This is a genomic window from Rhodococcus sp. GXMU-t2271 (genome assembly GCF_041414735.1).
Lineage (GTDB): Bacteria > Actinomycetota > Actinomycetes > Mycobacteriales > Mycobacteriaceae > Rhodococcus > Rhodococcus indonesiensis.
Window position 1 is genome coordinate 26,432 of sequence record NZ_JAUIZP010000024.1, and the last position, 12,809, is coordinate 39,240.

At 71.6% G+C, this 12,809-nt stretch carries 12 protein-coding genes; 6 read left to right on the top strand and 6 right to left on the bottom strand.

Going from position 1 to position 12,809, the window contains the following annotated elements; translation table 11 throughout:
- Positions 1–50: 50 nt before the first annotated feature.
- The 3 genes from QYS60_RS08925 to QYS60_RS08935 all read right to left on the bottom strand — a co-directional run bounded on the left by QYS60_RS08925 (position 51) and on the right by QYS60_RS08935 (position 3,514).
- Positions 51–416 carry a hypothetical protein gene (locus tag QYS60_RS08925; protein WP_289378198.1) on the bottom strand — a complete coding sequence of 122 codons (366 nt, stop codon included), beginning with the start codon at positions 414–416 and terminating at the stop codon, positions 51–53.
- Between the two features lie 318 nt (positions 417–734).
- Entirely contained in the window at positions 735–2,825 is a 2,091-nt protein-coding gene (locus QYS60_RS08930; protein WP_371382941.1) for a copper-translocating P-type ATPase, read from the bottom strand.
- Between the two features lie 107 nt (positions 2,826–2,932).
- Positions 2,933–3,514: a DUF305 domain-containing protein gene (locus QYS60_RS08935; RefSeq protein WP_054371093.1), complete on the bottom strand. Its 582-nt coding sequence runs from the start codon at positions 3,512–3,514 to the stop codon at positions 2,933–2,935.
- Positions 3,515–3,688: 174 nt separating this feature from the next.
- Between QYS60_RS08935 and QYS60_RS08940 the strand changes: the two genes are divergently transcribed.
- From QYS60_RS08940 to QYS60_RS08950, 3 genes are read left to right on the top strand one after another with little or no spacing between them, the layout of a single operon-like run.
- Positions 3,689–3,928, top strand: coding sequence for an SHOCT domain-containing protein (locus QYS60_RS08940; protein WP_003936542.1), 240 nt, complete (start codon positions 3,689–3,691; stop codon positions 3,926–3,928).
- Positions 3,925–4,728, top strand: coding sequence for a response regulator transcription factor (locus QYS60_RS08945; protein ID WP_238586187.1), 804 nt, complete (start codon positions 3,925–3,927; stop codon positions 4,726–4,728). Before QYS60_RS08940 ends, QYS60_RS08945 begins: the two co-directional genes overlap by 4 nt.
- The gene (locus tag QYS60_RS08950) at positions 4,725–5,846 is read left to right on the top strand and encodes a sensor histidine kinase (RefSeq protein ID WP_371382942.1); all 1,122 of its coding nucleotides are present in this window, start codon (positions 4,725–4,727) and stop codon (positions 5,844–5,846) included. Before QYS60_RS08945 ends, QYS60_RS08950 begins: the two co-directional genes overlap by 4 nt.
- Here the strand turns inward: QYS60_RS08950 and purQ are convergent.
- The 3 genes from purQ to QYS60_RS08965 form a co-directional block, all read right to left on the bottom strand.
- A complete protein-coding gene (purQ, locus tag QYS60_RS08955) occupies positions 5,813–6,490 on the bottom strand; it encodes a phosphoribosylformylglycinamidine synthase subunit PurQ (protein ID WP_203011437.1) in 678 nt (225 codons plus the stop codon). The genes QYS60_RS08950 and purQ overlap by 34 nt on opposite strands.
- Positions 6,487–6,732 carry a phosphoribosylformylglycinamidine synthase subunit PurS gene (purS, locus tag QYS60_RS08960; RefSeq protein WP_003936546.1) on the bottom strand — a complete coding sequence of 82 codons (246 nt, stop codon included), beginning with the start codon at positions 6,730–6,732 and terminating at the stop codon, positions 6,487–6,489. Before purS ends, purQ begins: the two co-directional genes overlap by 4 nt.
- Before the next feature lie 114 nt (positions 6,733–6,846).
- Positions 6,847–9,228: a response regulator gene (locus QYS60_RS08965; RefSeq protein WP_371382943.1), complete on the bottom strand. Its 2,382-nt coding sequence runs from the start codon at positions 9,226–9,228 to the stop codon at positions 6,847–6,849.
- A gap of 195 nt (positions 9,229–9,423) precedes the next feature.
- On the opposite strand from QYS60_RS08965, the gene QYS60_RS08970 reads away from it, so the two are divergent.
- The 3 genes from QYS60_RS08970 to QYS60_RS08980 all read left to right on the top strand — a co-directional run bounded on the left by QYS60_RS08970 (position 9,424) and on the right by QYS60_RS08980 (position 12,804).
- Positions 9,424–9,741, top strand: coding sequence for a heavy-metal-associated domain-containing protein (locus tag QYS60_RS08970; RefSeq protein WP_193788695.1), 318 nt, complete (start codon positions 9,424–9,426; stop codon positions 9,739–9,741).
- 27 nt (positions 9,742–9,768) lie between these two features.
- Positions 9,769–12,009, top strand: a complete 2,241-nt coding sequence (locus QYS60_RS08975; RefSeq protein ID WP_289378187.1) for a cation-translocating P-type ATPase — start codon at positions 9,769–9,771, stop codon at positions 12,007–12,009.
- Positions 12,010–12,087: 78 nt separating this feature from the next.
- Positions 12,088–12,804, top strand: a complete 717-nt coding sequence (locus tag QYS60_RS08980; protein WP_371382944.1) for a hypothetical protein — start codon at positions 12,088–12,090, stop codon at positions 12,802–12,804.
- Positions 12,805–12,809: the final 5 nt, after the last annotated feature.

Genomic DNA, 12,809 nt, shown 5'->3' on the forward strand with positions numbered 1-12,809 from the left:
GTAGCGGACGGGCCCGACAAGGTTGTGCCGCAACGGCACCGGGGTCGCCGTCAGCAGGCGGCGCGAACGAGTTGGGTGATGCGGTCCACCTGCTGATCGGTGGGGGTGACCTCGCCGTTGGCGGACAGTTCGGCGACGTTGTCGCGGATCTCCTCGTCGCTCGCACCGTCGTCGATCAAGGGACAGGTCTCGGTGACGATCGCCTCGATGGAGGCATCGTCCCTGCCGTCGGCCAGGTTCGGGTATCCCGTCCGGAACGTCGCGACGAACGTCCCCAGCTTCGCCGCGTCGACGGCACGTTCGACGACGCTGGAGGCGACGCTGCCGGCCGGGCGGGTGGTGCTCGCGGGCGCCGACGTCTCGTCGTCGGAGCCGCAGGAGGTGAGGAGGAAAAGGGCGGCGACCGCCGCCACCACAGCAGTCCGGGTCTTCATGGTTCGAGCGTGACACGCCGCGGCGCTCCCGTACCCGGGAAAGGCGGAATTCGCGGCGAACCGCTGGGCTGAGGGCAGGTTCCGCCCGGCCGAGCGGTGGCCGGGACGGCCCCGGCAAAGATGCGTAATGCTACTCGAGACAACGACCGCGACATGCGGCATAGTGGTGCCCGGCACGGCCGATCGGGGGATTCGGCAGTGCCCGCCGGAGCCGGTTGGGGGCCGCTCCGGATCGGAGAAGAAGGGACCCCGCCGCCGATCGGGACGGCGACGGGGTCCTTTTCTCGTCATGTTCTCTCGTCACGTCGGACGACGATCGGGTCGACTCCCGGCTGCGACCTTCGCCGGATCCAGGTCCAACCGGCGCAGCAACTGCGCGTTCAGCGCCACGACGATCGTGGACACCGACATGAGCACCGCGGCGACCGCCGGCGGCAGCACCACCCCGGCGAAGGCCAGCACACCGGCCGCGAGAGGCACCGCGACGATGTTGTACCCGGTGGCCCAGACCAGGTTCTGCCACATCTTGCGGAAGCTCGCCTGCGACAGGGCGATGACCGACAGCACGGCGCGCGGGTCGTCGGCGGCCAGGACCACCCCGGCCGACTCGACGGCGACGTCGGTGCCGGCGCCGATGGCGATGCCGACGTCGGCCCGTGCCAGCGCCGGCGCGTCGTTGACGCCGTCGCCGACCATCGCGACGCGGTGCCCGCGGGCCTGCAGCTCGGCGACCTTCGCGTCCTTGTGTTCGGGTAGCACGTTCGCGAACACCTCGTCGATACCGAGGTCGGCGGCGACGGCGTCGGCCACCTGGAGCGCATCCCCGGTGATCATGGCGACCTTCACTCCGCGGGCGTGCAGGGCGTCGATCGCCTGCCGCGACTCCTCGCGTACCGCGTCCTCGAGCGCGACGGCTCCGAGCACCGCGCCGTCGCGCACGACGTGCAGCACCGACGCCCCGCGTGCGACCCAGGGTCCGGTCGCGGCCTCGACGTCGGCAGGAACGTGCGCCCGCAGGTCCGCGAGGACGGCCGGACCGCCGACGAACACGGTCGCGCCGTCCACCACCGCTCGCACCCCGCGTCCGGGCAGGGAGCGGAAGTCCTTCGCCGGCAACGTGGCCCGACCGCCGGCGGCGGCAACGACGGCGCGGGCGACGGGGTGCTCGCTGTCGGATTCGACGGCGGCGGCCAACGCCAGCAGGTCGTCCTCGGTGGTGCCGGCGGTGGCGACGACGTCGGTGACGACGTGCCGGCCCTGGGTGAGGGTCCCGGTCTTGTCGAACAGGACGACGTCTACGCCGCGCATTCGCTCGAGCGACAGCCGGTCCTTGACGAGTACGCCGGCGCGGGCGGCGCGCTCGGTCGAGATGGCGATGACGAGCGGGATGGCCAGGCCCAGCGCGTGCGGGCACGCGATGACCAGGACCGTGACGGTACGGACGACGGCCTCGTCGACGTTGCCGAGCAGCGTCCACACGGCAAAGGTGAGGACGCCGGCGACGGTGGCGAAGTAGAAGAGGAAGGCGGCGGCCCGGTCCGCGAGCGCCTGGGCTCGCGAGGACGAGGCCTGTGCGTCGGCGACCATGCGCTGGATGCCGGCGAGCGCGGTGTCCTCCCCCACCGCGGTGACGCGTACGCGCAGCGCGCTGTCGGTGGCGATGGTGCCGGCGACGACGGTGTCGCCGACGGCGCGGGGCACGGCGCGGGACTCACCGGTAATCATCGACTCGTCCACCTCGGCGCGGCCGTCGACGACCGTGCCGTCGGCCGGGACGCGCGCACCGGCCCGCACCAGTGCGACGTCGCCGACGGCGAGGTCGCCGAGCGGGACCGGCACCACGCCGTCCGTGGTCACCTTCTCGGCGGTGTCGGGCAGCATCGCGGCCAGGGCGTCGAGTGCGCGCGACGCCGAGCCCAGCGCCCGCATCTCGAGCCAGTGCCCGAGCAGCATGATCACGATCAGCAGCGCCAGTTCCCACCAGAAGTCGAGGTCGAATCCGCCCAATCCGAGCGTGGTTACCCAGGACGCCGCGAACGCGACGCTGACGGCCATGGCGATGAGGAGCATCATCCCGGGCCGGCGGTCGCGCAGCTCGTGCCACCCTCCGACGAGGAAGGGGCTGCCGCCGTAGACGAAGACGACCGTGCCCAGGGCGGGCGAGACCCATCCGACCCATGCGGCGTCGGGCAGCGTGTAGCCGAGTAGATCGGCGAACATGGCGCTGAAGACCACGATCGGAACCGCGAGGACCAGGCTCACCCAGAACCTGCGCCGGAAGACCTCACCGTGGGGCCCGTGGCCGGCGTGCCGGTCCCGGGCGCGACCGGTGTCCTGCCCTCCGGGGGGCGGGGTGTGGACCGCGTGTCCGTGATGTTCGAGCTGTGTCATGGCTTTCGCCTCGATCCGTTTCCGATTCCGTGGGCCCTTCCATTGATACCCCCAGGGGGTATCAATGGAAGGGATCGGGTGGTCACGATTCGGTCACGACGGCGGGACTACCGCTCGAGCATGGCGCGCATCTCGTCGATCTCGGCCTGCTGTGTCGCGATGATCGACTCGGCGAGCGCCCGCGCCTCCGGGTTCACACCCTCGGCCAGTTCGGTCTGCGACATCTCGATCGCACCCTCGTGGTGGACGATCATCATGGTCAGCCACATGCGGTCGAAGTCCATGCCGCGGGCCCCCATCATGGAGTCCCACTCGTCGTCGGACATCATTCCCGGCATGCCGCCAGGCATCCCCATGCCGCCGTGCCCCATTCCGTCCTCGTCCGGCGCCTCCTGCCCCCATTCGGCGAGCAGCGACTCCATCTGCTCCATCTCGGGTGCCTGGGCGGCCTCGATGCGGGCGGCGAGGTCGATCAGTTGCGGATCCTCGCTGCGCTCGGGCACCGCCTGGGCCATCTGCACGGCTTGTGCGTGGTGGGGATACATCTCCTGCAGGAACTCGACGTCCGCATCGGTGAACTGCGCCTGCGCGGCCGGAGGCGAGGTCTGGGACGTGCCCGGAGCCGACGTCCCTGCCTGTTGCTGCGGCTCGTCGCTGCCACATGCCGCGATCACCAGGGCCAGCGGCACCGCCGCCGCTGCCGCTACTACTCTCTTGTTCCACAACATGATTCGAACCTACCCGCCGCACCGACCGGGTCCGGGCGCCGCAGCCCCGGCCCGGCCGGTCCTTCATCGAAACTTCATCGCCCGCAAGGCCCGCCTACATGCGGCGGCGCGCACACTCGTCACAGGAGGTGCGCGATGATGGGTTGGTACGGCGGCGCGGGCTGGACCGCGGCCCTCGCGATGGCGGGGTTCTGGCTGGCGCTCGCCGGGGTGGTGGTGTGGGCGGTGGTCCGGGCAGCGGCCCCACCGGATCCCGGCGACGATGCCCGCCGGATCCTCGACCGGCGGCTCGCCTCCGGCGAGATCGACCTCGAGACCTACCGAGCGCTGCGCGACGAACTGGACGCGCGGTCACCGCGACGGACGCGGCGATGACCGGCCTGCTCGGCAGTTCCCCGGTCGACGGGCACAGCCGTCCGGTCGCCCACCCGGCCCGCGACCTGGGACGGGCGGCGGTGAGCGCTGGGTACCCTGGCGGCGTGCACACCCCCGGTCCTCGCATCCTCGTGGTCGACGACGAAGCAGCCCTGGCGAAGGTGGTGGCGAGCTATCTCGAACGGGAGGGCTTCGAGGTGGCGCTCGCCCACGACGGGCCGACGGCCGTCGCGCTCGCCCGGCGGACGGATCCGGTGCTCGTGGTGCTCGACCTGATGCTCCCGGGTTTCGACGGGATCGAGGTGTGCCGGCAACTGCGGACGTTCTCCGACGCGTACGTGCTCATGCTCACCGCCCGGGGCGACGAGGTGGACAAGGTGATCGGCCTGTCGGTCGGCGCCGACGACTACGTCGTGAAGCCTTTCGGGCCGCGGGAACTCGTCGCCCGGGTACGGGCCATGCTGCGTCGGCCCCGGAGCGGCACCGTGGCGGAGGCACCGCGGCGCATCGGCGGGCTCGTCGTCGATCCGGTGTCGCGCACCGTCTCGGTCGACGACGCACCCGTGGCGCTGACGCGTACGGAATTCGATGTGTTGCTGGCACTTTCGGAACGACCGTCGGCGGCGCTGTCGCGGCGGCAGATCATCGACGAGGTCTGGGGCCCGAACTGGTTCGGCGACGAGCATATCGTCGACGTCCACATCCGGGCGCTGCGCCGCAAGCTCGGCGACGACGCCGCCGCCCCCCGATTCGTCCGTACGGTGCGCGGGGTCGGGTACGCGATGGAGGCCACGGGGTGAACCGGCTGGGACTGCGGGGGCGGCTGCTGATCGCGCAGTTGCTCGTGCTGTTCGTCGGGGCGGCGACGCTCACCGTGGTGGCGACGCTGGTGGCGGCCCCGCTGTTCCACTACCACCTCGCCCACGCGGGAGTGGAGGACGCGCAGGTGCGCCTGCACACCGAGGAGGCGTTCGCTCAGGCCGGGGCGGTCGCGCTCGCCGCCGGGGCGGCCGTCGCGCTCGGGGCCGCGGCGATCACGTCCGTCGTCCTGATGCGCCGCATCACCGCGCCGGTGAGCCGGCTGGTCGAAGCCACGGGCCACGTCGCGCGCGGCCGCTACGACGTGCCGATCACCCGGTCCGGCGATGCGGACTTCGCCCGGCTCGAGAATGCCTTCGCCGACATGGCGGGCCGCCTGTACACCACCGAGCTCTCCCGACGCCGGCTCCTCGACGACCTCGCTCACGAACTGCGCACCCCCGTCGCGACACTCGAGGCCTACCTCGAAGGCATCGAGGACGACGTACTGCCTGCCGACGCCACCTCGTGGCAGGTGATGCACCATCAGCTCGACCGGTTGCGGCGTCTCGTGTCGGACCTGTCCGATCTCTCCGCCGCGGACGAGCACGCGCTCGACCTGCACCCCGAGGAGGGGGATCTCGCCTCGACGGTGGCGGCGTCGGTATCGGCGGCGGCCCCGCGGTTCGCCGACAAGCAGGTCGGACTCGAGACGGAACTGCCCGAGGCGTTGCCACCGGTCCGGTTCGATCCGCAGCGGGTCGCGCAGATCCTGACGAACCTGCTCGAGAACGCCCTACGACACACGCCGGCGGGGGGCCGGGTGGTCGTCACGTGCGAGCGAGCGGACCGGGCGACCGTACGGGTGCGGGTGCGCGACACGGGCGACGGCATACCCGCGGATCAGCTCGACGCGGTGTTCGAACGGTTCCACCGGATCGATCCGGCCCGCAGCCCCGGCGGCAGCGGCCTGGGTCTGACCATCGCGCGCAGCCTCGCCCGCGCCCACGGCGGCGATCTCACGGCCGTGAGCGACGGGCCGGGGTGGGGCGCCCGCTTCGACCTGATCCTGCCCGCGAACGGAGGTCAGGCGGAGACGACCGCGTCGAGAACGCTGTAGAACATGCCGAGCCCGTCGTCGCTGGGGCCCGTGAGCGCTTCGGTGGCGTGCTCGGGGTGCGGCATCAGACCGACGACGCGGCCGTTCGCCGACGAGATGCCCGCGATGCCGCGCTGTGAGCCGTTCGGGTTGTCGCCGGCGTAGCGGAACACCACGCGGCCCTCACCCTCGAGTTCGTCCAGCACCTTCTCCGAGGCCTGGAACCGGCCCTCACCCGACTTGAGCGGCACCAGGATCTCGGCACCGGCCTCGTAACGGGTGGTCCATGCGGTGTTGTTCGACTCCACCTTCAGCCACTGGTCGCGGCAGATGAAGTGCAGGCCCTCGTTGCGGGTGAGGGCACCCGGCAGGAGACCGGCCTCGCACAGCACCTGGAAGCCGTTGCAGATGCCGAGCACCGGCATACCGCCCCGAGCGGCCTCGACGACCTTGCCCATCACCGGGGCGAATCGCGCGATGGCGCCGCAGCGCAGGTAGTCGCCGTAGGAGAAGCCACCCGGCACGATCACCGCGTCGACTCCCCTCAGGTCGGCGTCGCCGTGCCAGAGACTGACCGCCTCACCGCCGGCGAGTTCGACGGCGCGGGCCGCATCGATGTCGTCGAGCGTGCCCGGGAAGGTGATAACCCCGACGCGTGCACTCATGCGTCACCGTCGATCCGGCGCACGGTCCAGTCCTCGATGACCGTGTTGGCCAGCAGCGCCTCGGCGATCTTCTCGACCTCGGCGTCGCCGACACTGCCGTCGACCTCGAGCTCGAAGCGCTTTCCCTGACGGACGTCGGACACGCCCGCGAAGCCCAGTCGCGACAGCGCCCCGACAATGGCCTGGCCCTGAGGATCGAGAATCTCGGCCTTGGGCATGACTTCGACGACGACACGAGCCACGTGCTGCTCCTCGGTAGTAGTGCTGGCGCCCGGGGACGGACACCGGACGCCCCGCAGTTTACCGGCCGACCCCGGACGGCCCGGAATCGGCAGGGCCGCCCGCCGGCAGGTCCGTCACGGCCGCGGCGACTGCTGCTCGGCGAGCGACGCCGTGAAGTTCTCGACGATCTCGGCCGCGAGGGTACGGACCTTCACGTTCGTCGCCTGGGACATCGCCGACAGCTGTGCGAACGCGGTATCCGCGTCGACCCGGTGCGTTGCCATAAGCAGGCCGACTGCGCGGCTCGTGACACTCCGGCTATCCAGAGCGATCCGGAGCGAGGCGGCCTCGTGCGCGCTCGCGGCGAGCACCTCCTCCCGTAGCCGCGACATTTCCAGGTGCACCCGGACCCGCGCCGTGAGCTCGCTGGGGTGGAACGGCTTGACGACGTAGTCGTCGGCACCGGCTCGCAATCCCTCGACGGTGGACTCCGATCCGGCCCGGGCCGTGAGCAGGATCACCGGAAGCCGCGCCAGTCGTTCCTCGCCGCGCACGTCCTGCAGCAGCGACAACCCGCTCCGCCCCGGCAGCATGACGTCGGTGAGGAGCAGGTCGGGAAGCTCGGACCGGATCAGCTCGAGCGCCGACTCGGCGTCGGCCGTGGCGTCGACGTGCCAGCCCTGGGCGGTGAGCAGGCCGAGGAGATGGTCACGCATGTCCGCGTTGTCCTCGACGAGGAGGATGCACGGTTGTCCCTCGCGCGGTCCGGCCGCGGGCACCGCGACGGGCCGCCACGCCTCGATCTCCCCCAGGTACGCCGCGCCGGCCGAGGCGACGACGTCGTCCGCGGCACCGGGCGCCGGCTGGGCACTCGGCACCGCGGGCACCGTCACCGTGAACACCGACCCGTGCGGAGCGACGTCGTCGACGGAGACCGAACCGCCCAGTGCGGCGACGAACTGCGCGACGAGGGACAGCCCGATGCCCGACCCTTCGCGGCTGCGGCCGGACCGGTCGCCGACCTGGTAGAAGCGGTCGAAGATCTTGCCGCGCTCGGCCTCCGCGATGCCCGTGCCCGTGTCGGCGACACGCAGCACGAGGTTCGCCCCGTCACCCCGCAGGGTCACCGAGACCGATCCCGCCTGGGTGAACTTGATCGCGTTGGACAACAAATTCAGCACGATGTGCGTCCACATCGCGCGGTCGATGGCCACGTACCGGCTCGGCACATCGTCGACGTCGACCTCGAGCGCGAGCCCCGCACGGTCCGCCGTGTCCCGGAACAGCTCGACACCGTCGCGCGTGACCGCGACGATGTCGGTGGGCTCGCTGTGGGCGGCGAGCCGGCCGGCGTCCCCCCGGGCGACGTCGAGGAGCATGTCGACGAGCCGCTGCAGACGCAGGGCGGCGCGCCGCGCCGCGGCCACGGCGGCGACCTGGGCGGGAGGCAACGCGGCGGTGTGCTCGTCGAGCAGGGTCTGCAGCGGGCCGAGGAGCAGGGTCAGCGGGGTGCGGAACTCGTGGCTGACGTTCTCGAAGAACCGGCTCTTGGCGGCGTCGAGCTCGGCGAGTTCGGCCGCCCGCCGGCGTTCGGCCTCGTAGGCCTGCGCATCGGACAGGGCCGTGGACACGCGCACCGCGACCATGTCCAGGAACACCCGGTACTGCTCGTTCAGCTCGCGGAACCGGCTGATGCCGAGCACGAGGGAGCCGGCCGGGCCACCAGCGGAGACCGGGAGCGGCAGGACCACCGCGGTGTCGCCGTCGGGACCGAGATCCGCAACGGTCTCGGCCTTGCCGGACTCGGCGACCCGGGCGATCACCTCCGACAGGTCCGACGCGGCGCCGGGAACGGTGCCGAACTCGGCAACCGTCGTCATCGTCTCCCCGCAGCACAGGTGGGCACTGCCGAACGGCAGATCCTCCTCGTGGCCGGCGAGCAGGCCGAGGGCGGCCCGGCCGGCGTCGTGGGCGGTGTCCGTCTCCGTCATTGCGAGCTGGCCGAGTTCGCGCAGGACGGCGGCCCGGCGCTCGGCGAGCACCTGCTCGGTGACGTCGGTGGTGGCGACGAAGATCCCGGCGACGGCGCCGTCGGCGGCGCGGACCGGGCTGTAGGAATATGTCCAGTAGGTCTCCTCGATGTATCCGAAACGACGGATCGACAGTTCCATCCGCTCCGAGAGGGTCGATCGGCCGCGCTGAGCCTGTGCGAACAGGGGGTCGAGGGAGTCCCACACCTCGGCCCAGCACTCGGCGACCGGTTGGGCAACCGCCGTGGGGAACTTCTCGCCGAGGAGGGGCCGGAAGGCGTCGTTGAAGATTTGAACGAGGTCCGGCCCCCAGCACAGCAGCATGGGCACCCGGGACGGGACGACGGTCCGCACGGCCGCAGTCAGTTCGGGTGGCCAGGTGTCGATCGGCCCCAGCTGGGTCGCCGCCCAGTCGGCATCGCGGTGGGCGGTCGCGGTCGGATCCGGCCCCGGGAACAGGGTGCGGGCCGAAGTTGCGTCGTCCACCTCGTTGCCTCACATGTTGCCGTCGGTCCTGTCGGAGCTTCTCAGGATAAGCGGGCCGGCCCGCCGCTTCCGGGCCTTGTCCCACCCGGGCCGCACGCGACATTCCTGAAGATTCGATGAAGAGGACGTCCCGCCCTGGCGGTTCATACCCCTAGGGGGTATAAATGGGGTGCACCCACGCAGAGGAGAATCGCGATGACCCGGCTCCTGCCCCTGACCGACACGGCCAGCGGCTGCCGCTGCGGCAGCCACCCCACCGAACCGACCGGACCGAGCAGTGAGGACCCCCGAATGAACACCCAGGCTTTCCCCGTCGTCGGCATGACCTGCGGCCACTGCGCCGGAGCCGTCACCGAGGAACTGCGCGCCCTGCCCGGTGTCGAGGACGTCCACGTCGAGCTCGTCGCGGGCGGTGTCTCCACCGTCACCGTGACCAGCGTCGACGGCCTCGACGCCGGCGCCGTCGCCACCGCCCTGGACGAGGCCGGCGACTACCGCCTCGCCCCGCAGTGACCCGTCGACTCGAGAAGGGACCCGCTCATGACCACGGGTGAGATGGTGCACGAGGTAGAACTCTCGATCGGCGGCATGACCTGCGCTTCCTGCGCGGCGCGCATCGAGAAGAAGCTCAATCGCATGGATGGGGTGACCGCCAGCGTGAACTATGCGACCGAGAAGGCCAAGGTCGCCTACGCGGAGGGGGTCGCCCCCGACGACCTCGTCGCAACCGTCGAGGCGACCGGCTACACCGCCGCCCTCCCCGCCCCGGCGCGGGACGAGGAGACCACCGAGGCCGCCCCCGAACCGGACGAGGCGGCGGCCTGGCGGCAGCGCCTGACCGTCTCCGCGGTCCTCACCGTGCCGGTGGTGCTGCTGTCGATGATTCCGGCACTGCAGTTCGACAACTGGCAGTGGCTGACCCTGACTCTCGCCTCCCCCGTCGTCGTATGGGGGGCGCTGCCCTTCCACCGCGCAGCTTGGACCAATGCCCGGCACGGCGCCGCCACGATGGACACCCTCATCTCCGTCGGCGTCACGGCCGCGTACCTCTGGTCGCTGTGGGCACTGTTCTTCACCCACGCCGGCATGACCGGCATGCGCATGTCGTTCGATCTGCTGCCCACGGGCAGCTCCGAGCCGCACATCTACCTCGAGGTCGCCGCCGCGGTCACCACCTTCATCCTGGCGGGACGCTACTTCGAGGCCCGCGCCAAGCGGCAGTCGGGCGCGGCGCTGCGGGCACTGCTCGACATGGGCGCCAAGGACGTCGCCGTGCTCCGCGACGGTGACCTCGAAACCCGGATCCCGATCGGCCGACTCGCCGTCGGCGACCGGTTCGTCGTGCGGCCCGGCGAGAAGATCGCCACCGACGGCGTCGTCGTCTCCGGCACCTCCGCCGTCGACGCGTCGATGCTCACCGGCGAACCCGTGCCGGTCGAGGTCGGGCCCGGCGACCCCGTCGTCGGAGCCACCGTCAACGCCGGGGGCCGCCTCGTCGTCCGCGCGACCCGCGTCGGCGCCGACACCCAGCTCGCCCAGATGGCACGCCTGGTGACCGAGGCGCAGAACGGCAAGGCCGAGGTGCAACGGCTCGCCGACCGGGTGTCGGCGGTGTTCGTCCCGATCGTCATCGGACTGGCGCTGCTCACCCTCGCGGCATGGCTGCTCACCGGCAACTCGGTGACAGCGGCGTTCACCGCAGCCGTCGCGGTGCTGATCATCGCGTGCCCCTGCGCGCTGGGTCTCGCGACCCCGACCGCTCTGCTCGTCGGCACCGGTCGCGGCGCCCAGCTCGGCATCCTCATCAAGGGACCGCAGATCCTCGAATCGACCCGCCGCGTCGACACCGTCGTGCTCGACAAGACGGGCACCGTCACCACCGGCCGCATGGCCGTCGCGGCCGTGCACACCGCCGACGGTGAGGACGACAGCGAGGCGCTGCGCCTGGCCGGGGCGCTCGAGCACGCTTCCGAGCACCCCATCGCGCGCGCCGTCGCCGAGCGGGCCGCGGCCGCCGGCGCTCTCCTACCCGTGGAGAACTTCGAAAACCACGGTGGGCGGGGCGTTTCCGGGGTCGTCGACGGTCACGCCGTGCTCGCGGGCCGGCTGTCCTGGCTGCGCGACGAGTGGTCGCTGACCGCGCCCGAACCGCTGCGACGGAGCGCCTGGGCCGCCGAAGCCGAGGGCCGCACACCGGTGTGGATCGCCTGGGACGGGCGCATCCGGGCGATCGTCGTCGTCTCCGACACGATCAAGGACACCTCGGCCGCGGCGATCGCGGAACTGCGCGAACTCGGTCTGCGGCCGGTGCTGCTCACCGGCGACAACCGCAGCGCCGCCGAGACCGTCGCGAAGCAGGTCGGCATCGACGAGGTCATCGCCGAGGTCCTGCCCGCCGACAAGGTCGAGGTGGTCGCGAGGCTGCAGGAAGAGGGCCGGGTCGTCGCCATGATCGGCGACGGCGTCAACGACGCGGCCGCCCTCGCCCAGGCCGACCTCGGACTGGCGATGGGCACCGGCACCGACGTCGCGATCGAGGCCTCGGACCTGACCCTCGTGCGTGGGGACCTGCGGGCCGCTCCCGACGCGATCCGGCTCGCCCGCGCGACCTTGCGCACCATCAAGGGCAACCTGTTCTGGGCGTTCGCCTACAACGTCGCGGCCCTGCCACTCGCGGCGCTCGGGCTGCTCAACCCGCTGATCGCGGGGGCGGCGATGGCGTTCAGCTCGGTATTCGTGGTGAGCAACAGCCTGCGGTTGCGGCGGTTCAGCTCGCACTGAGCGGCGAGGCCGACGCGGCGCTGCCGGGAGTCGTCGATTCCCCGGCGGCGCCGCGTCGCGCTGTGTCACGCTCGACGCATGCAGGCCGAGCCGGACCCGCTGCTGCTCACGGTGCGCAACCTCGCCCGCTTCCACCGCGAGCACGAGAAGTTCTATTCCGAATCGCCCTACCACGACGTGATCCGGCTCCAGCGCAGCTCCCGTGCCCTGAAGGCCCTCGCCGAACGATGGTCGGTGGTCGCCCCGGCCGACGACACGTCGCCGAGCCCGTTCGCCGGGGCACCCGACCTCAACGACGACCGCGCCACCGAGACGCTCGGCATCCTGTTCATGGAGGGCGGCGGCGAACCCGCGGAGATCACCCGGTTGAAGGCCGACCTCCGCGCACTCGCCGAGGCGAGCCGGACGACCGGGCAGTGGCTCGCGTCCGCCATGGCGGCGGCCTGGGACATGCTCGCGGCACTGCTCGCATACCCGGCGCTGGCGGATCTGCTCGCCGAACGGCACCGGATCGTCTCCCACGACTGGCAGTGCGCGTCGACGACCGAACTCGTCGCCCGCCACCTCGACCGGTCGGTCGCGATCCTCGAGCGGGTGGACTTCGCCCCCGCCGCGCTGCGTGCGGACCTCGCAGCGGATCGTGTCGCTCCGCGCTATCTCTTCTCGGCCGCGGAAATGCTCGACCATGCCTCGGATCTCGCCGCACACAGCGCCGTCCTCACGCACGAGAACGAGCGTCGCTGGCGGATCTTCCACGAGCGTGTCGAGCAGCTCGTCGCCGGCACCGGCCGGTAGGGGCA